Raw genomic sequence first — 20,074 nt, forward strand, 5'->3', positions numbered from 1 at the left:
GCAATCCAAAAACCCCCAACTATAAAAGTCGGGGGTTTGTGTTATCAAGCCGCAAAACGGCTAATTAAATTAGATACCGTATTTCTTCTTAAATTTATCGACACGACCACCAGCATCCAGGAACTTCTGCTTACCAGTAAAGAAAGGGTGGCAGTTGGAGCAGATTTCGACGCGAAGCTCTTGTTTAACAGAGCCAGCTTCAAAATTATTGCCACATGCGCAGGTTACCTTAGTCAAGTTATACTTTGGTTGAATTGCTTCTTGCATTTGAATTTCACCTCTTTTGCCCTGGGCCTCATGCGAGCACAGAGTTATAATGAACAGATATTCATATTCTACCACGAAATAAATGAATCGGCAATATGTTTCAATTTTACATTTTTTGAGTGTTAAATATGGACGTTTCCTGATTTGATACGTGCCATATTAGCCGGCGGAATATGAGTATATGAGCCGATAACGACATCCGGTAGTTCCTCACGAAAAATATCAAGCATGGTTTTCATCCCCAGTATTTCACCTTTGGCCGGAGGAATTAATCCCAAATAGCTCTCCGGGTCAATATTCAGGTTACGCATTTGGATTAGCTTCAGTTCTGTACGTCTAACAAATTCGACCATAGCCTCAATCTCTTCTTCCCGGTCCGTTACTCCCGGAAACACCAGATAGTTAATTGAAGTATAGACACCCTGAGATACAGCGTACTTCAGGGACTTCTCGACATTAGCCAGTGTGTATCCACGCGGCTTGTAATAGGCATTGTAATGGTCATCCAATGCACTTATTGTGCTGACACGCATCAAATCAAGACCCGCATCAACAATTCCGCGGATATGGTCACTTAAACCGGCATTGGTATTGATATTGATATATCCCATATTTGTAGTGGCTCGAACTTCACGCATAGCTTCAATAATGATCTTGGCTTGCGTAGAAGGTTCGCCTTCACAGCCTTGCCCGAAGCTGACAATGGATTCCGGTGTCTTCAGGTGCTCCAACATAACTTGTACCAACTCATCGACTCTTGGACGAAAGTCCATCCGTGTCTGCGGTGAGACAAATCCGCTATCCTCCGGCTGATCGGAAATACAGCCAAAGCAGCCTGCATTACAGGAATGGGAGACAGGTACAGCACCCTCCCAGCGGCCTAAAAAGCTATTGGAAGACGTAAGACATTCATACTCAAGTGCACAGTTGGAGAGATGCTCGTAGAGGCGGTTCTCTGGGTATTTGGTTAAAAGCTCGCTAACACCAGCTTTTACATCCTTAGTATCACAGTTGAGCGGATTCCACTTTTCAGGGTCATCCGTAAGTTCCGCTCCTACGTAAAAACCCCCGTCCTTCCATACAACCGCAGAGTATCCGAACAGTGGAAGCTTATAAGATTTATCCGTCTTCACGTAACCGGGAAGGCACAAGCGTGTAAATCCTTGCGGCAAAAGCGCACCCACAGCCTGAGATCCTACCGGCAAGGGTAGCATTTCACCCGTCTCAGGATTCATGCCTGCCGCCCGTGTATTCGGCAATCCTACAAGCGTAGCACCTTCCGGCAGCGGAATTAACTCTTCTTCTAATATTTCAACAATCATATCTCCACTGCGGGCCAAGCCGTACAGTTCGGGATGATCAAAGACATTTCCTTGCTCATCAGCATATACCAAATACATGGTTAGTCACCTCTTATCATTCTAAGTTGTCGGTATAGATGGGGTCTTTGGTCGTGTAGTCCGTCGTGCAGCCGCACCGCTATTGGAGGTTCCTCCATTGCTGGCGGTTCCGTTTGAAGATTCCTTGGAACCGGCAACATCAAAGGATGCCAAGAATTCAGCGTTCGTCTGGGTGTCACGCAGCTTTTTGATAAACCCTTCCACAAAATCGTAGGATTCATTCATATTTTTACGAATAGTCCAAATTGTATCGAGTTCTTCCTTAGTAAGCAGTACCTCTTCACGACGCGTACCTGAGCGGCGAATATCTATAGCAGGGAAAATCCGGCGTTCGGCCAGTTTGCGATCCAAGTGGAGTTCCATGTTTCCTGTGCCTTTAAACTCTTCATAGATAATATCGTCCATACGGGAACCCGTATCGATTAGTGCAGTTGCCAAAATTGTCAGACTTCCGCCTTCCTCAACATTCCGAGCCGATCCAAAGAAACGTTTAGGCCGATGAAAAGCTGCCGGATCAATACCACCACTTAGTGTACGGCCAGACGGCGGAACCACGAGATTATAAGCACGGGCTAAACGGGTTATGCTATCAAGCAGGATTACGACATCCTTTTTATGCTCTACTAGACGAAGGGCGCGTTGTAAGACGAGCTCGGCCACTTTGATATGGTTCTCAGGAAGCTCATCAAAGGTGGAAGCCACGACTTCACCCTTCACAGAACGTTGCATATCCGTTACTTCTTCAGGACGTTCATCTATAAGAAGCACGAACAATTCAATCTCAGGATTATTAATGGAGATACTGTTGGCAATTTCTTTCAGAAGGAGCGTTTTTCCCGCTTTGGGAGGTGCTACAATTAAACCGCGCTGCCCCAGACCTACAGGAGCAAGTAAATCCATTATTCGAGTAGATAAATGGGTAGGGGATGTTTCGAGCGGCAGCTTAATTTGCGGATAAAGAGGTGTTAGTGCTGGGAAATGGAGACGTTCCGCTGCAGTGGCAGGATTCTCGCCATTTACGGCATTGACCTGTAATAGTCCAAAATATCGTTCATTTTCTTTGGGTGTCCGGCATTTCCCGGAGACAAGATCTCCGCTTCTGAGATCAAACTTACGAATTTGAGAGGCTGAGATGTAGATATCTTCAGCACTGGGCAAATAGTTAATCGGTCTTAGAAAACCATACCCTTCAGGTAGAATTTCCAATACACCTTCCATAAACATAAGCCCACTTTGCTCCGCTTGGGCCCTTAGGATCGCAAAGATCAGTTCCCGCTTCTTCATCTGGCCGTAGTAGGGAATCTGGTATTTTTTAGCCAGCGTATACAGATCGGTCAGCTTCATTACTTCCAAATCGGAAATTTGAAGATCCATGTAATAACCACCTATTCAATTTTTTATATGAGTTCATCTAGCAATCAATACATATTAAGAGTCCAGTAAAATCCTCATTAGGATAGGATTACCCAAAAAAGAAGGAGATATGCAGTAAGTATGCAAATAAACTCCTCCTCTCTAACAGGGTATACGAATTTTATTCGTTCTCACGCCATACTTCAGCGCCTAGCTGACGAAGATTAATGACCAAGTTGTCATAACCACGATCAATATATTCCACACCCGTTACCTCGGTAATACCATCCTCAACTGTCAACCCGGCAATAACAAGCGCCGCGCCAGCCCGCAAATCAGTAGCTTTAACTTTTGCAGCATTAAGCTTATTGCCCTCAATGATCGCAGACCGGCCCTCAACACGGATCTTAGCGCCCATACGTACTAATTCAGGTACATGCTTAAAGCGGCTACTGTAGACAAAATCACTTAGTACACTAACACCTTCCGCCTGAGTTAGCAAGCTTGTCATAGGGGATTGCAAGTCGGTGGGGAATCCTGGATAAATTAGGGCTTTAACGTCGACATGTTCATATCGAGCCTTACCGATTACACGAATGCTCTCGTCCAGTTCTTCGATGCCCACACCCATCTCAAGCAGCTTTGCCGTTAATGCTTCCAAATGCTTAGGAATTACGTTATCTATAACCACGTCACCGCGTGTCGCTGCAGCGGCAATCATATATGTTCCAGCTTGAATCCGGTCAGGAATAATAGAGTGACGGCAACCGTGCATCTCCGTGACACCCTCGATTCGGATAGTTTCAGTACCGGCGCCCTTAATAACAGCGCCCATAGAGTTTAATAGGGTAGCTACATCTATAATCTCAGGCTCTTTAGCCGCATTTTCAATAATTGTAGAGCCTTTGGCCCGTGAAGCAGCCAGCATAATGTTAATAGTGGCACCTACGCTGGATACGTCCAAATAAATCTTCGCACCGCGCAGTTCTTTGGCATAAAGGTGGATTGATCCATGTTCATTGGTAACTGTAGCACCCAGCGCTTCAAATCCCTTGATGTGCTGGTCGATCGGACGGGGCTCAAAGTTACAGCCGCCGGGAAGACCTATGGTTGCTTCCTTGAATCTTCCTAGTAGTGCCCCCATCATATAATAAGAAGCCCGAAGTTTCTTGACGGGCCCGTTGGGCATAGGAATCGATAAAATACGTGAGGGATCAATTCTCATCTGGCTGCCTGACCAGGATACACTTGCGCCTAACTCTTCAAGGATCTCGGAATAGACGGCAACATCGCTAAGGTTTGGCAAATTATCCAGAATAACTTCAGATTCGGCTAAAATCGCCGCAGGAATAAGCGCGATCGCACTATTCTTTGCTCCGCTAATGGTTACAACACCCTGCAGTGGACGTCCACCGTCAATCATTAATTTTTCCATATATTATCTGGTTCCCCCTACGTGTATTGCAACTGATCAACAATACGTGCTGTGGCTTTTTTGGTGATGAAAATGGAAAGACACCGTCTAGGCGGTGTGCTTTCCAAATGATACTATTTAATTAGACTGAGTTAAAGGACGTTTCCTGTGCATACAGACAGTTCTGTGTATGTATCCTGTGAGTATGTTCACTAGGATTAATGTGAAACTGAGTAAAATCTATTACGCTTGGTTGTTAGAACCAAACTCACGAATTTTACCAATAACGGTTTGTTTGATCGCTTCACGACCTGGTACGATGAATACACGTGGGTCATAAGCATCCGGTTTTGCAGCAAGAACTTCGCGAACAGCTTTTGCAAACACGATTTGGTTCTCAGTGTTTACGTTGATTTTGGAAGTACCCAGGGAGATTGCTTTTTTGATGTCATGAGTTGGGATTCCTGTACCGCCGTGAAGAACCATTGGAATGTTAGTAGCGTCACGAATTTCTTCCATTTCTGCGAAGCCCAAGTTAGGCTCTCCCAGGTAAGGTCCGTGTACGGAACCAAGTGCTGGAGCCAGGGTGTCGATGCCGGTTTCTTTTACGATACGTACGCACTCTTCCAGATCAGCATACATGATGCCGCCGATTACGTCGTCTTCTTGTCCACCAACAGTACCTACTTCGGCTTCAACAGAAACGCCTTTAGCATGAGCATATTCAACGACTTTTTTAGTCATATCAATGTTCTCTTCGATTGGGTGGTGGGAGCCGTCGATCATTACAGATGTAAATCCAGCGTCAATTGCAGCTTTACATTTGTCAAAGCTTGAACCGTGATCCAAGTGAATAGCAACTGGAACAGTTATTTTCATATCTTCAATAAGGCCTTCTACCATCTTTACAACAGTGTTGAAGCCGCCCATGTGACGTGCTGCTCCTTCAGAAACTCCAAGAATTACTGGTGACTTCTCTTCTTCTGCTGCACCAAGAATCGCTTGTGTCCACTCCAAGTTGTTGATGTTGTACTGACCTACCGCATATTTTCCTTCAAGTGCTTTTTTTAACATGTCTGTCATAGATACTAATGGCATGGTTTCAATCCTCCTAAGAATGTTGGGTTAATTCTATTTTTAAGCCGACATCACATACAGGATTATTATAACACATCCTGTCTCAAATACTAAATAGGGTCAGCAAAAAAATGTCCCGGTGGGACGTTATTTACCCAGCCCCCTCCGAAACCGGCCTGTATCAATGCAAATCCCCCTAAGTCTGTTAACAAGTAGGAGGATTAAATCGGAAGTCTATTTCATTAATTCGCAGAATCCTGACTTAGCTGCACTGATCAGCCTGCTTGGCATAGAGATGCATATTAACAGCTACCCGCATTTCATCGATATCAAAAGGTTTGGTGAAATGCATAAGGGCCCCTAAGTTTGTCGCTTCCTTAATCATATCGAGCTCACCGTAGGCAGTCATCATGATGACTTTAATAGCAGGATCAATTTCCTTCAGATGCTTCAAGATCTCCAGCCCGTCCATTCCGGGAATCTTCATATCAAGAAGAACCAGGTCAGGTGATTCTGTACGCATAATCTCTAATGCCAATTTACCGTTAGCTGCTTGGAAAGTTGTGTATCCCTCACTGTTGAACACTTCCATAAGTAGAATGCGAATTCCGTTTTGGTCATCAACAATCAACACTTTCTTTTTCATACGCTAAACCCCCTAGAAATTTACGGTAAATTGATTGCACCGCGCTCCCAACAGCTAACGGCTCTTCGGCAATTAAATCCATATCAGAACTATAATTCGTGATTTGTATGCATATTCCTCCTATTTGGATAAAATTGCATAAATAAAAAGAGCCTCCAAAAGGAAGCTCTTCAAGGTGCAGTATTAGGAGTTGTTCTAAAAAATTACAATTGTTCGGAATGTGTCAGCGAAGCCTTGACGAATTCACGGAACAAAGGCTGTGGACGGTTAGGACGGGAAGTAAATTCTGGATGGAATTGTACGGACAAGAACCACGGATGACCCGGCAGCTCAACAATTTCCACCAAACGTCCGTCCGGGGAAGTCCCCGAAATAACCAGGCCTGCTTTTTCGATTTCGTCACGGTATGCATTATTGAACTCATAACGGTGACGGTGACGTTCGTATACAAGCTCGTCTGCATAACACTCCATAGCTAAGGAGTCAGGCAAGAGTTTGCAAGGATACAATCCTAAACGCATCGTCCCACCCATATCTTCAATATCTTTCTGCTCTGGAAGCAGATCGATTACAGGATACGATGTAGTCGGATCAATCTCGGAGCTGTTCGCACCTTCAAGACCCACAATAGAACGAGCATATTCAATAACGGATACCTGCATACCCAGGCAAATCCCAAAGAATGGTATAGACTTCTCACGCGCATAACGAATCGCTGAGATTTTACCTTCAATCCCCCGGTCACCAAAGCCTCCAGGAACCAGAATACCGCCGATACCGCGCAGCATCTCATCTACATTCTCATCGGTAATTTCCTCAGCATTCACCCAACGGAGTTTGACCTCGGCATTAGAGGCGAAGCCGGCGTGAGATAAAGATTCCACTACACTCAGGTAGGCATCATGCAGGGCTACGTACTTACCGACAATTGCAATCTCAACTGTTTTTTCAAGCTTTTGGATGCGTTCCAGCATACTTTCCCATTCCCGCATATCCGGTGCTGGAGTGGTAAGCTTCAGATGATTGACGACAATCTCGTCCAATCCCTCATCACGCAGGTTCAGCGGTACCTCATACAAGGTAGCAGCGTCACGGCATTCCACTACCGCATTAGCGTCAATATCGCAGAAAAGGGCAATTTTCGCCTTCATGTCGGCAGACAACTCATGCTCTGTACGGCAAACAATGACATTGGGTTGAATACCGATGCTGCGAAGCTCTTTAACACTGTGCTGGGTAGGTTTGGTCTTAACTTCACCTGCAGCCTTGATATAAGGAATCAAGGTAACATGGATGTACATCACATTCTCGCGACCAATGTCACTCTTGATTTGGCGAATAGCTTCCAGGAACGGAAGACTCTCTATATCGCCAACGGTTCCGCCGATTTCAGTAATCACGACGTCAGAGCTGGTTTCGCGTCCAGCACGGAATACGCGCTCCTTAATCTCATTGGTAATATGAGGGATGACCTGAACAGTCCCGCCCAAATATTCACCGCGTCTTTCTTTGCTGATTACGGATGAGTAAATTTTACCTGTTGTTACGTTATTGCTTTTTGACAAATTGATGTCAATGAACCGCTCATAGTGACCAAGATCAAGATCGGTCTCGGCACCATCGTCTGTCACAAATACTTCTCCATGCTGATAAGGACTCATCGTTCCGGGGTCAACATTAAGATACGGATCGAATTTTTGAATCGTCACCTTTAAACCTCTGTTCTTAAGCAACCTGCCCAAAGAAGCGGCAGTGATGCCTTTGCCAAGAGAAGACACAACGCCACCCGTTACAAAAATATACTTTGTCACTGTAAAACCCTCCTAATAAAGTTCCAGAAATTCAGGCGACGTTTGAGAAAACCGCGGCTAAATGCCATTTAAAAAAACAAAAAAGTGACACCCGTAGACCCGGGGCACTTTTTATTGTTAGAAAAAAATATTAACCATCATCATAAGCCCATGCAATAGTTTACTCTGACGCTTTCCCTCTGTCAAGGGCAGAATTATGCCATTGGAAAACTACTTTAATTATAGGTGGTCCTCGTCTTCGGCATTCTCATCGACGCCTTCGTCCGAATCTTCCTCATCGTCTCCGTCTCCGTCAATGTCTTCATCATCAATAACGACATCTTCGTCAACTTCCTCTTCGCTGTCGTCGTCAGAATAGAGGTCGTCACGATCGTCATCGATCACATCGAAATCCTCTTCTTCAGCAGCGTAATTCTCTTCTTCTTCAGCAAAGTCGTCATCTTCTAAATCGTCATCTTCATCGTTGATAATACGCGGACGTTTAGAGTTACCAACTGGATCGTCAGAGCGTTCCAGAGGATACCAGCGTTTCAATCCCCATAGGTTGGTGCCGACACAGGCAAAACGCCCGTCAATGTTAATCTCGGTATATAGCTGGGCGATAGTATTGTTAGTTTGTTCTTCAGTCATACCGCGCAGCTTGGCCACCTCGACCATCAAATCACGGTAATAATACGGCGTATTTGCCGCCTTGAGCACCAGAAAAGCCAGATCCACCATCGGCATTTCTTTAAGTTTCTCCGGTTCAAGCTTTAAATTGAGTGGCGTACTCACTAAGGACACTTCCTCTCACACAATGTTCACTTTACTACATTTTAATTCAATATATCCATTAACAAACCTAAGTAAAACCTATTTGGCTACAAATTGCAAGTCAAAAGCAATAAGTAAAGGACTGTACATGGTCAACGGTTATCGTGTTGTAAAGAACAGAACGGCTTGATCCGGTATTCAACACCCCGCAACGTGAAAAAGGCGGAGGAAAATCCTCCGCACATGACTGTATCCACGCCAAGGATCGGCTCCTTACGGGATTGCAAAGAGAGTATCGATCTCTTCTGTTTATTTTATGTGTTCCGCTGTCTTTTGACACGATGGGGTGCCTATTTCGATAAAAAAGGGCAAGTTCCCATTCGTCTCCTCCTCTTCATTCATACAATATGGCACACGGCACCAAGGAGGGGACGGCGAAAAACATGGATTATTACGGATTCTGGCAAAGTCTTCTGGAGGAGCTGTCAGTTGCCCCCAAACGTGGAGAGCGGCGCATCGTTACTTTTTATGATGCCCGTGAGTATGCCGCAGCACTATCAAAGTGGAAATCCTTAAAAACAAAACAACCAGAGCTCCGAAGGGTACAAATATCCCCGATGATCCGGGCTTTTTTTGTACCTGCTGCAGGAGCTGAAAAGCTGATTCGAAAATTCTCAGACACTATAAGTATCGAAGAGGATTTAAGAATGCAAATCCACACCCTTTCTGGTGAGAAGACTGGAACGGTCATGCCTTGGGGGGTGAAAGCGATTCATGCTCCGCAGGCCTGGTCGAAATCAACAGGTGTTCATGTCAAAATCGGTGTTATTGATACCGGTGCTGATTACCGCCATCCGGATTTACGGCACTCGTTGGCATCAGGTATAAACCTGCTGCATCGGGGGATGCTGCCGCTCGATGACAACGGACACGGCACCCATATTGCCGGTACACTGGCGGCCGCCGGCGGCTCCCGAGGGATGATGGGCGTGGCTCCACGGTCCCTTCTGTATCCTGTCAAAGCGTTTGACCATACCGGCTCAGCATATGTCTCCGATATCGTACTTGGTATCGACTGGTGTGTTCAAAATAGAATTGACCTTATCAATATGAGCTTCGGGATGAAAACCAGAAGCAAAGCCCTGCATAATGTTGTTCTTAAAGCCTATCATGCAGGGATTGCCATCATCGCCTCATCCGGCAATGACGGTAAACGGGGCGGTGATTACCCCGCCCGTTATTCTGAAGCCATCGCCGTAGGCGCTGTCGACAAAAAGCGCCAGGTCGCCGGCTTCAGTAATCGCGGCCCGTATATTGACGTATACGGGCCTGGCGAGGGCGTTCCTTCCTGCTGGCTGAGGGAAGGGTATAAAGAGATGAGCGGCACATCCATGGCGACCTCCCATGTGACGGGAGCCGCCGCTCTGCTGCTCGCCCTGCGACCAGGCCTCACGCCACGGGAGCTGAAGCTGCTCCTGCGGCGCACCGCCTCCCCAGTGCGGCTGCGCAAAGGGCAGCGTCGCGCTACGCTGGGAGGCGGAGCAGCGGACGCGCTACGCTTGCTGCGGGCAGGGTCGCGAAGCCAACCGAAACCGCTCAAAGCAAAATCCGCCCCCCGTTAACGGGGGGCGGAGGCTTTGGTGGCTAGGTTAGCTGCTGATTTAACAGCCGCTTACATCTTGTCCGGTGAAGTTACAGCAATCAGACGCAGTACATTGGCAATCGTTGTACGCGTTGCGCCAAGCAATGCCAAACGGGCTAATGTCTGGGCACCATCCTCAGTAATGACACGCTCTGCTTTGTAATAGCTGTGGAAGAGCGCAGCCAAATCATAAACATAACGAACCAAGCGGTGCGGAGCATAACCCTCTGCCGCAACGGCAATCTCGGATGGAAGCTCCCCGATTTTGCGAAGCAAATCATATTCATGAACTGCTGTCAGCTTGGTGTAATCTACCTGAGATAAGTCCGGCAGGGTTATGCCTTGCTCCTCAGCCTGACGGAATATGCTGCAAATACGCGCATGCGCGTATTGTACATAGAATACCGGGTTCTCATTGGATGTTGAAATGGCAAGGTCCATGTCAAAGTCAAGATGAGAGTCCATGCTCCGCATCGTAAAGAAGTAACGGATGGCGTCAATTCCGACCTCTTCCATTAACTCTTCCATCGTTACCGCTTTGCCGGTACGTTTGGACATTTTAACCTTTTCGCCGTCCTGAAACAGGCTTACCATTTGGGCAATCAGCACAACCAGCTTGTCAGGGTCGTTGCCCAGTGCAGACATGGCTGCCTTCATCCGCGGGATATAGCCGTGGTGATCTGCACCCCATATATTAATCATTTTATCGTAGCCGCGGCCGTATTTGTCGCTGTGATAAGCAATATCCGGCGTAAGGTAAGTGTAAGTGCCGTCATTCTTGATGAGTACGCGGTCCTTGTCGTCGCCGTATTTAGTGGTCTGCAGCCAAGTGGCACCTTCTTGTTCATACACTTCTCCGCGTTGACGCAGTTCGTCCAGCGAGTTCAATACTTCTCCATTTTCGTAAAGCGAAGTTTCGCTGAACCAGATATCAAAGGAAACACGGAATCGACCCAAATCACGTTTGATTTTGTCGAGTTCTTTCTCCAGTCCGTAGGTGCGGAAGAAAGCAGCACGGTCTCCCGGAGTCATAGCTAGCAGGGAATCACCCTTTTCAAGTACGAGTTCTCTCGCAAAGCCTTTAATATCCTCGCCATGGTATCCATCTTCAGGCATTTCAGCCGGTTGACCAAGCTCCTGCAAATAACGCGTCTCAATGGATCTGCACAGATTAGCCACTTGGTTGCCCGCATCATTAATGTAATATTCGCGGCTAACCTTATATCCGGCAAAATCCAGTACGTTACACAGGGCATCACCCACCGCCGCACCGCGGGCATGTCCCAAATGCAGACTGCCTGTAGGGTTAGCACTTACAAATTCCACTTCTACCTTTTGCCCTTGTCCTATGTTGATACGGCCATAATCTTCTCCCTGTTCGGCCACAAGGCTGATGACAGGATACAGATAATGCTTGGACAATGTGAAGTTAATGAAACCCGGCCCGGCAATCTCCGCTTTTTCAATTACAGCATGGCTTGAATCCAAATGTTCTACAATGGCCTCGGCAATCTGGCGCGGATTACGCTTGGCAATCTTGGTTAGCTGCATGGCAGCATTTGTTGCCAGGTCTCCATGGGCCTTATCCTTAGGGACTTCCAGTGTAATCGCTGGGAGCTCTTCGCGTGTGACCAGACCGGCAGCAATTACTGCATCGGCAATAGCCTCTTTCACCCGTTCATTAATTAGCTCTAACGGATTTTGAATCTTTGTCATGATTTTGGTTCCTCCTGTATATGCAAACTAATAGCGAACTTTCCAGATAACTCTTCGTAAACGTACAGATCATAATCCAGGGATACCTTCAGGGAACGTCCATCACGTGTAATATCAAGCTCCCGGGTTTCAGTGGCAAGATTAAACTGGGTATAGGGAGAACGGTAAAATCCCGGCAAACGCCGCCCTTCTTGAAAGCTCTGCTCAGATTCTACACCACCATGTCGGATAATCTTCAGCTCATTACCTGCTATCTTTAGGGTTGTTCGAATAGAAACGTCATCTCCCTGTGGTCCCTGCCCCGGTTCAACATACCGGATAAACAACTGGGATTGCTTGGCTATAGCTTCCCCGGAAACGTTCAGAACACTTGATTCGCCTTCATGAAGGCTTACGAGCGAAACGGAGACGCTATATTTGTCAGACGATAATTCAGGCATACTATGCTCCTCAATTCTGCAAGCCTCTGCACAAGAAGAAACGGCTGCACCATCCTTACAAGGCTGCATCCGTCTCTCGGAAAAATATACGGATACAAGTATATTTTTGAGCAAGGGCGTATTCGCTTTCCATTGTACTACTATATCCAGTTCATGCGAGCAATTCAATTCTTATTGTTGATTTTTCCTGCTTTTCGAAAGCGAACTTAATGTCTGATTGAATATCCCGACCCTTCCTTCCCCATAATGAAAGTAGAAAAGACAGCCCGGCTTCTGCAGGTTCATACCATTCATTGTCCGTTTTGAAAAGCGAGAAAAGGAGCATGGTGCCATGACGCGTCATTCAAATTCACCCTTACCTAAACGCCGCTTCCCGCGGATACTCCGACTGCTGGCTACCTTAATTGTTCTATTCCTGCTGGCAGCGGGGGGCTTGCTGGGGTACTTGTATCAAAAAGAGCTTCCGCCTGCCTCGGACGATATCCGCTCCAAGCTGTTAGACTCCAGAGGCAACGTTCTAGCCACCTTTTCCCCGGATGGGAGAAGTCGGGAGCCGGTAGATCTCAAAGATATCTCTCCGCTAGTTATCCAGGCAACACTAGCTGTAGAGGATCGGAAATTTTATGATCACTCCGGATTCGATCTTAAGGGCATGGGTCGTGCCGTACTGGTTAATCTTGAAAACGGAAGCCGCACACAGGGAGCTAGTACGCTAACCCAACAGCTAGCACGGAATCTCTATCTCTCTCATGAGAAAACGTGGACCCGGAAAGCTAAGGAAGCAGTCTATACACTGCAGCTAGAGATGAAATACAGTAAGGATGAAATTCTCCGCATGTATCTTAATGAAATCTATTACGGTCACGGTGCCTACGGGATCGAGGCGGCATCCCAGATGTACTTTGGCAAATCGGCTGCTGATTTGAATCTGGCTGAAAGTGCTATGCTGGCCGGTATTCCGAAGGGCCCCACCTATTATTCTCCTTACAGCCATTTGGACAACGCCAAAAAGCGCCAACGAATTATTTTATCAGTCATGGCTGAGCTAGGGGAAATCACAAAAAGTGAAGCAGAACAGGCCTCAATGGAGACGCTGAACTTGAAGCCTCAGGGAAAGAAGGACACCCTAGTTACTGCACCTTATTTTCGCGACTATGTCCGTGGCCTTACTACGAATCTTCTCCATATCACCAACGATGAGCTGGATCAGGGCGGACTAAACGTATATACAACGCTAGATCAAGATATGCAACGTGCAGCAGAAACCGCAGTAGAGAAAGAAATGGATGGGGATGGGGAGCTTGAAACCGCGCTGGTATCCGTCGATCCTCGGAATGGCTATCTAAAGGCTATGGTTGGGGGTAAAAACTACCGGACGAATCAGTTTAATCATGCACTTTCTTCGACACGTCAGCCCGGCTCGTCTTTTAAGCCGATTATGTACTTGACCGCTTTATCCACCAAGACAATGACCGGCCTATCCGTATTCAACAGTCAGCCGACGCTTTTTCATTATGATAACAACCGAAAGACCTATCAGCCCCGCAACTTTGGGGACAAGTATCTTGGAGAGATTAATATGCGCCAGGCGATAGCAGCCTCGGATAATATATATGCTGTAAATACGATTATGAAGGTAGGGGCGGATAAGGTAGCTGAAATGGCTGCTAAAATGGGCATAGTCAGCCCGCTCCAAAGTGTACCTTCTCTTGCCCTTGGCACTTCACCGGTCAGCCCGCTGGAGATGGCCTCAGCCTTTGCGGTGATTGGAGGCGGGGGAATCCAGACACCCCTCACTGTAATCCTGAAAGTTACTGATGCCAGAGGCGATACTCTCTATGAAGCCCCTAGTCCACAGGGTAAGACTGTGGTGGAGCCGGCAGCAGCCTATGTATTGACTCGATTAATGGAAGGTGTATTTGAAGCAGGGGGTACCGGGAACCGAGTAGCTCCCATTATTAAACGCCCTGTAGCCGGTAAAACTGGAACGACCGACACCGATGCATGGATGGTGGGCTTCACCCCTGAACTTTCCACTGCAGTGTGGGTTGGCTACGATAAGGGGCGCAATATAACTACGGCTGATGGGCGGCGGGCGGCTCCTATTTTTGCGCAGTTTACTGAAAAGGCACTTGAGAATGTACCGCCTAAAATTTTCCCCATTCCTGACGGTGTTGTCAGTGTATATATCAATCCTGAGTCCGGCAAATTAGCCACATCCGGCTGCCCTACAAAGGAGCTGGATACCTTTATCAGCGGCACAGAACCCACTGAATATTGTGATCAGCATGGAAGTGACAGCCCAAACTCCGAGGGAGAAGGCTCTACTACACCTATCGATCCCACCAAGGAGGATGGTTCCCTCTGGGATGATATTAAACGCTGGTGGCTGAACTAGTCTTTGTTGCCAATCGCGTCTGCCGTGGGATACCATGAGACCAACCCACGAGTGGGTCATCTTATACTCATGAACGAGGGGGAGACTGCCATGAATGCCGACAACCATCCCGTAAAAGATCTGCTAACCCCAACCTGCCGCTGCCCCAATCATTCTATAACTATACCGCTCTTGAAGCCGCCCCGCGTCTGTTAGGGCAGCATTTAATCCGCCGTACAGAAGAGGGAGACATCGTTTGCCGTATCGTAGAAACCGAAAGCTATGGCGGGATTGAGGATAAGGGGAGTCACGCTTACGGAGGCCGACGCACAACCCGCACAGAGATTATGTTCAACGCTGGTGGTGCAGCGTACATCTATTTAATTTACGGGATACATTACTGCCTTAATGTGGTGACCGCTGAGCAGGATAATCCCCATGCGGTGCTCATTCGGGCGGTACAGCCGCTCAGTCCCGCTGATGCAGAATATATGGCCGTTAATCGTAATATCAAGATTAAGAGAGCTTCTGACTTGTCCGGTGGGCCGGGTAAGCTCTGTCGGGCACTAAGAATAGATAAGAGTCTTAACGGCACACGTCTTGATGCTCCTGGAGGGTCGCTATGGCTTGAACAAGGTGACGATCCTGCAACTCTTGATATTGTGCAGGCACCCCGCATCAACATTCCTTATGCCGAAGAATATGCTATTCAGCCCTGGCGTTTCTATATTAAAGACAACCCCTACCTTTCTGTAAAAGAGAAAAATGAACAGGTTTTTACATGGACTTAAATTCCACTTTGTGGTTTCGGATCTTAATAATTGGGTATAAAAATAGAGAACCCTAATAAACCTCTCTCGCTGGAACTTATGCTGGAGAGGTTTTCTATGCTTGGTAGAATACCATGGAAATTCTAAATATGTATGCGCTTTCTCCTATACCTTAAATTACATTTACTGTATAATCATTTACGACCACCAAATCTTAAGATTAAATGAGGGACATGGAATGAAGGATACAGGCATGATCCGGAGTTTAGACAGTCTTGGACGAATTGTGGTTCCCGTTGAAATCCGCATGACACGCAATATTGACATTGGGGATCCTATAGAGTTTTTTGTTCTGGATGAGAGCATTATTGTACTAAGAAAGTACACATCGACCGAATGTACGTTTTGCAGAAGTCTGGATAATGTCTCTTACTACAAAGATCAGTTTATTTGCAGCCATTGTCTGAGTGAGTTGAGTCTTCCAGAGCGTCATTTAGAGGATTCTGCACCGCCTCCTAACGCAGGAGAACCTGCCTACGAGGCCAATAGGAAGAAAAGAGCCCGAACCGAAGAGATGAAGGTTCTGCTGGAGCAGGCCATAAAAGATTATCCTCATGCAAATCAAAAAGAGATTGCCGATAAGCTCGGCATCAGCCAGGCAAGAGTAAGCCAGCTTAAAAGAAGGCTTAACCTTTAATATTATAGGATGATCTACTCGTATGTTAAAAAAGGCTACGCTCTTCCTTCATCAGGAGAGCGTAGCCTTTCTATGTTTTATTTAACAGTACCCTATGATACAGATACTACTTTTCACTATTTCTTTAGTCTGAAAGTGCTGCTTTCAGCTCTTGAGGTGAAGCTGCCCACCATTCTGCATTATGAGCTATAAGCAGAGATTGCAGCGCGGCCTTCTCCACATGGCCCAAACCCTCTACAATTACCTTCCGCTTCAAGGAAGCATCGAGCTTATTCACATGATCGGCAAGAATCTTCCAGCCCCGCCGTGCCTCTGTATCTATCCACATTTCACAAGCAGTCAATCCGGCATAGAACTGGCCTTCCACTGTGCGATCTACAGCTACCCATACAAGCCACACTTGTCTGCCTGCAGGAACATCTTCGCGATTCGTTGAGAACTTAATGCCCTTCTCTACCTTACTCTTGGCGTGCATAGCACCAATATCTATTACTGCCTCGCCACCATCGATAATAACAGGCGATACATTGTTCAGATCAATAGAGCCTGCTCCGAACCCTTTATGTTTGCTCTTGGCGTTCACAATATTCAAAGCAATCTGCTTTTTGCCCTCCGGCTGTACGTTATCCATGCTGCACGTCCCTTCTCCTGCGAATAATTTAATTTTAGCTAATAATACAGCGAATGCAAACATATACATCCCGTAGATGCTTGTCAACGGGAGGAATCACAGTATGAAGCTATGGTCACTACGGTTCAAAATCATGACAGGGACTCTGGCAGCCCTCTGTCTGCTGGGAGGAGGAATGTGGGCATTCTCCGGGCATAACCCCTTAAATGAAAACACCTTTGCTCCAGAAAAGGCCAAGTCCCCCATTACCGCCAAAAAAGGAACTCCTGCAAGCCCAATCACCCCGGAGCGAATACCACCTAAGAAAGCTGAAGCCATGAGCCATAGAGTTGTAGAATATCACATTAATGTGCGGTTTGATCCGGATACAAGTGCTTTAAAGGCATCTGAGACGGTGACCTGGACTCACCCGGGCTCCAAACCTGTCAATGAATTGTACTTCCATCTTTACCCTAATGCCTTTTCTTCCATGGATACAACCTTCATGAAAGAGTCGGGAGGCAAGCTGCGCAGTGATTCAATGCCTTCGAACGGATTCGGCAGTATGACTCTAACCGATCTGCGTACCACTGAGGGGGTTTCTCTGCTTCAAAGAATGCAGTATGTACAGCCTGATGATGGGAATGTAAACGACAAATCCTTGGTAAAAGTACATCTTCCACAGTCCGTAAAGGGCGGTCAGAGCATCACGCTTAAACTTCAATACGAGGTAAAGATGCCGAAAATATTTGCACGCATGGGGACTTCTGGCAATTTCGTTATGGCTGGACAGTGGTTCCCCAAGCTTAGTGTTTACGAACCGACGGATACACGCGGGGTCAGAGAAGAAGGCTGGAACTTACATCAATATCACGGCACTTCAGAGTTTTACAGTGACTTCGGTATCTACAATGTAGCCATTTCCGTTCCATCCAACTACACCGTAGCCGCTACTGGTTTTCCTATAAAAAACCCCAAGGTTGTTCAAAACTATAAAACCTATCAGTTCTATGCAGACGATGTACATGACTTTGCTTGGGCGGCCTCTCCTGACTTTGTGGTTGCCCAGCAGGCCTTCTCCTCGCCTGAGGTTCCAGGGGTGCGAATCAAGCTCTACCTTGATCCGCTGCACAAGGACTTACAAGAGCGATATTTTCAGGCTGCCAAAGCGGCTCTAACATATTTCAGTAAATGGTACGGACCTTATCCCTACTCTTCGTTATCTATAGTGGTTCCGCCTGAGCTGGGTAACGGGGCCGGAGGTATGGAGTATCCAACTCTCATTACAGCCTTCGGAGCCAACGGAACATCACCTGACACCTCACTTGAGCGAACCGTCATTCATGAAATCGGTCATCAATACTTCTACGGCATGGTTGCTAACAACGAGTTTGAGGAGGCCTGGCTGGATGAAAGCTTCACCTCCTATGCTGAAGATAAACTGATGGAGAAGGAATATGGTATTGCGCCTAACCTGGCCCTACAAGCAAGCCTCGTAGAAAAGCCGGAGCCGCTGAACCTGGAAACCTGGAGATATAAAGGAAAGGGCGTATACACCCAAAATGTATACATAAGGGGTAAATTGGTGCTGAAGGACATCGAGCTCAGAATTGGCTCCAAGGCGATGGATGCCGTTTTGTCCACGTACGCCAAAAAGTACCGCTTCGGCCATCCCTCAACCTATGATTTTCAAAAAACGGTTGAAAAGGTGACCGGACAGTCCTGGGAAAGTTACTTCGAGCACTATATCTATAGCGGAGGTGCCCCTGACTTTTCGCTTGATCATATATCAAGCATCCGTAAGGAGCTCCAGAACAAGAATGACTCTTACCTTTATGAATCACAGGTGAAGATACGCAATAAAGGAACTCCATATTCAAATGTAAGTCTGAAATTCACCTTTACTGACGGACATACCATGCAGCGGGTATGGGACGGACAGGGTGCAGAGGCTACTTTTCAGTTACTATACAGCGCCCCTCTTCTGTCAGCTGAAATTGATCCCGAGCATTCCATATTGCTTGAGAATAAACATATTAATAATTTTAGATTGGCCGAGCTTGAACGGGATACCGTTTCCCGGTGGACGCTCACTGCAACAAAACTTATAGAGACTGTGCTTGGAACTCTGTCCTGGTGAGGTGAATGATCTTGAGAGTATCGATAACCCGCGGCTTTCACAGCATGAAAGAGCAGTTTTATATTCTAATTTTGTTGTTCATATATCGGTTACTCTGGGGCTACTCTATGTATGGATTCGTGCGGCATGCTATTGTACCCATTCTGCTGCGTTATCCCAACGAGCAAGCTGGCGGCAGTGGAATGAGCAGACTGCTGTTCTACATCGAGGGTCAATTCAGCCTCAGCAGCGATCCTGACGTACAGCGTTGGCTGTGGATGCTGCTGGCCATAACCATACTAAAGTTGCTGCTGTCGCCCTTTATTCGGGCTGGACTGATCCATGAACTGCATCAGGAGTCCAAAGGTGTGCGTGGTCTTTTCTTCTTCCCCGGCATGAAGCTCTATGGCTTACCTGTTCTGATCTTCAGCCTTGTAGAATGGCTACTGGCTCTTGTGCCTCTATACTGGTTGGCCCCGAGAATATACAAGCTGCTCTTGTCCTCATTTCTGGACTATTCGTTGCTGTTAAAGATCAGCCCTTATCTCTTAGTGTGGCTAATTTATATTTTTATCATCCGGTTGTGCCTGTTATATATGCAATTCGGTTACACCAGTGATACGGGCATGTTCTACTCCCTTATTCTCTGTTTGCGGCATATCATCCCTGCACTAGTCACTGCGGCTATCCTAGGGGCAGGCGGATTGCTCATCCTGCTCTTATGTGGATTGACGGGCATCTTTTGCCCCGGATTACCAGCACTCCTTATTCGGCAGATTTCCCCTCTTCCCTCTACCTTCTTCAAAATGTGGGGTTTGGCGGCCCAGTATCACCTGTGGCAAAGCAAGCTTCCAAGTAATAATTAAGATGACCTATGGGCATATATAAGGAGTCTTCGTTCCTAGAACTAGGAGCCGAGACTCTTTTTTGATTAAATATGAATAGAACGTTTGCAAAACAGTAAATCCTTTGTTACAATGAT

17 protein-coding genes are annotated in these 20,074 nt (G+C 46.8%); 6 read left to right on the plus strand and 11 right to left on the minus strand.

Annotated elements, in window-relative coordinates; genetic code table 11:
• Nucleotides 1-69: 69 nt before the first annotated feature.
• From rpmE to rpoE, 8 genes are all read right to left on the minus strand, one after another.
• Entirely contained in the window at nucleotides 70-267 is a 198-nt protein-coding gene (gene rpmE, locus PWYN_RS11025; protein WP_036651404.1) for a 50S ribosomal protein L31, read from the minus strand.
• A 122-nt stretch (nucleotides 268-389) separates the two neighbouring features.
• Nucleotides 390-1,667, minus strand: coding sequence for a radical SAM family protein (locus PWYN_RS11030; RefSeq protein WP_036651407.1), 1,278 nt, complete (start codon nucleotides 1,665-1,667; stop codon nucleotides 390-392).
• A gap of 21 nt (nucleotides 1,668-1,688) precedes the next feature.
• Nucleotides 1,689-3,041 carry a transcription termination factor Rho gene (gene rho / locus PWYN_RS11035; protein WP_036651410.1) on the minus strand — a complete coding sequence of 451 codons (1,353 nt, stop codon included), beginning with the start codon at nucleotides 3,039-3,041 and terminating at the stop codon, nucleotides 1,689-1,691.
• A gap of 160 nt (nucleotides 3,042-3,201) precedes the next feature.
• Nucleotides 3,202-4,455 (minus strand): UDP-N-acetylglucosamine 1-carboxyvinyltransferase, encoded by a 1,254-nt coding sequence (locus tag PWYN_RS11040; RefSeq protein ID WP_036651413.1) that lies wholly within the window; start codon nucleotides 4,453-4,455, stop codon nucleotides 3,202-3,204.
• 222 nt (nucleotides 4,456-4,677) lie between these two features.
• Complete coding sequence (gene fba / locus PWYN_RS11045) at nucleotides 4,678-5,532, minus strand: class II fructose-1,6-bisphosphate aldolase (protein WP_036651415.1); 855 nt, start codon at nucleotides 5,530-5,532, stop codon at nucleotides 4,678-4,680.
• Between the two features lie 241 nt (nucleotides 5,533-5,773).
• Entirely contained in the window at nucleotides 5,774-6,157 is a 384-nt protein-coding gene (locus PWYN_RS11050) for a response regulator (protein WP_036651419.1), read from the minus strand.
• Nucleotides 6,158-6,360: 203 nt separating this feature from the next.
• Nucleotides 6,361-7,968 (minus strand): CTP synthase, encoded by a 1,608-nt coding sequence (locus PWYN_RS11055; RefSeq protein ID WP_036651422.1) that lies wholly within the window; start codon nucleotides 7,966-7,968, stop codon nucleotides 6,361-6,363.
• A gap of 219 nt (nucleotides 7,969-8,187) precedes the next feature.
• Complete coding sequence (rpoE, locus tag PWYN_RS11060) at nucleotides 8,188-8,742, minus strand: DNA-directed RNA polymerase subunit delta (protein ID WP_036651425.1); 555 nt, start codon at nucleotides 8,740-8,742, stop codon at nucleotides 8,188-8,190.
• A gap of 422 nt (nucleotides 8,743-9,164) precedes the next feature.
• Between rpoE and PWYN_RS11065 the strand changes: the two genes are divergently transcribed.
• Complete coding sequence (locus tag PWYN_RS11065; RefSeq protein WP_036651429.1) at nucleotides 9,165-10,343, plus strand: S8 family peptidase; 1,179 nt, start codon at nucleotides 9,165-9,167, stop codon at nucleotides 10,341-10,343.
• 50 nt (nucleotides 10,344-10,393) lie between these two features.
• On the opposite strand, the gene argS is transcribed toward PWYN_RS11065, so the two are convergent.
• Together argS and PWYN_RS11075 are read right to left on the minus strand one after the other, a co-directional pair.
• Complete coding sequence (gene argS, locus PWYN_RS11070) at nucleotides 10,394-12,079, minus strand: arginine--tRNA ligase (RefSeq protein WP_036651431.1); 1,686 nt, start codon at nucleotides 12,077-12,079, stop codon at nucleotides 10,394-10,396.
• On the minus strand, nucleotides 12,076-12,519 hold the full coding sequence (locus tag PWYN_RS11075) for a YwiB family protein (protein WP_036651433.1): 444 nt from the start codon (nucleotides 12,517-12,519) through the stop codon (nucleotides 12,076-12,078). Before PWYN_RS11075 ends, argS begins: the two co-directional genes overlap by 4 nt.
• A gap of 331 nt (nucleotides 12,520-12,850) precedes the next feature.
• Here PWYN_RS11075 and PWYN_RS11085 point away from each other — a divergent pair, with 331 nt between their 5' ends.
• From PWYN_RS11085 to PWYN_RS11095, 3 genes are all read left to right on the plus strand, one after another.
• A complete protein-coding gene (locus PWYN_RS11085) occupies nucleotides 12,851-14,917 on the plus strand; it encodes a transglycosylase domain-containing protein (RefSeq protein ID WP_036651437.1) in 2,067 nt (688 codons plus the stop codon).
• A 140-nt stretch (nucleotides 14,918-15,057) separates the two neighbouring features.
• Nucleotides 15,058-15,687: a DNA-3-methyladenine glycosylase gene (locus PWYN_RS11090; RefSeq protein ID WP_276203421.1), complete on the plus strand. Its 630-nt coding sequence runs from the start codon at nucleotides 15,058-15,060 to the stop codon at nucleotides 15,685-15,687.
• Between the two features lie 217 nt (nucleotides 15,688-15,904).
• Complete coding sequence (locus PWYN_RS11095; RefSeq protein ID WP_036651443.1) at nucleotides 15,905-16,363, plus strand: AbrB/MazE/SpoVT family DNA-binding domain-containing protein; 459 nt, start codon at nucleotides 15,905-15,907, stop codon at nucleotides 16,361-16,363.
• Between the two features lie 124 nt (nucleotides 16,364-16,487).
• Here PWYN_RS11095 and PWYN_RS11100 read toward each other — a convergent pair whose 3' ends face one another.
• The gene (locus PWYN_RS11100; protein ID WP_036651446.1) at nucleotides 16,488-16,994 is read right to left on the minus strand and encodes a YwhD family protein; all 507 of its coding nucleotides are present in this window, start codon (nucleotides 16,992-16,994) and stop codon (nucleotides 16,488-16,490) included.
• 103 nt (nucleotides 16,995-17,097) lie between these two features.
• Here PWYN_RS11100 and PWYN_RS11105 point away from each other — a divergent pair, with 103 nt between their 5' ends.
• A complete protein-coding gene (locus PWYN_RS11105; RefSeq protein ID WP_036651449.1) occupies nucleotides 17,098-19,113 on the plus strand; it encodes a M1 family metallopeptidase in 2,016 nt (671 codons plus the stop codon).
• Between the two features lie 11 nt (nucleotides 19,114-19,124).
• On the plus strand, nucleotides 19,125-19,958 hold the full coding sequence (locus tag PWYN_RS11110; protein ID WP_052087894.1) for a hypothetical protein: 834 nt from the start codon (nucleotides 19,125-19,127) through the stop codon (nucleotides 19,956-19,958).
• Nucleotides 19,959-20,074 lie beyond the last annotated feature (116 nt).

This window comes from Paenibacillus wynnii, assembly GCF_000757885.1.
Classification (GTDB): domain Bacteria; phylum Bacillota; class Bacilli; order Paenibacillales; family Paenibacillaceae; genus Paenibacillus_AQ; species Paenibacillus_AQ wynnii.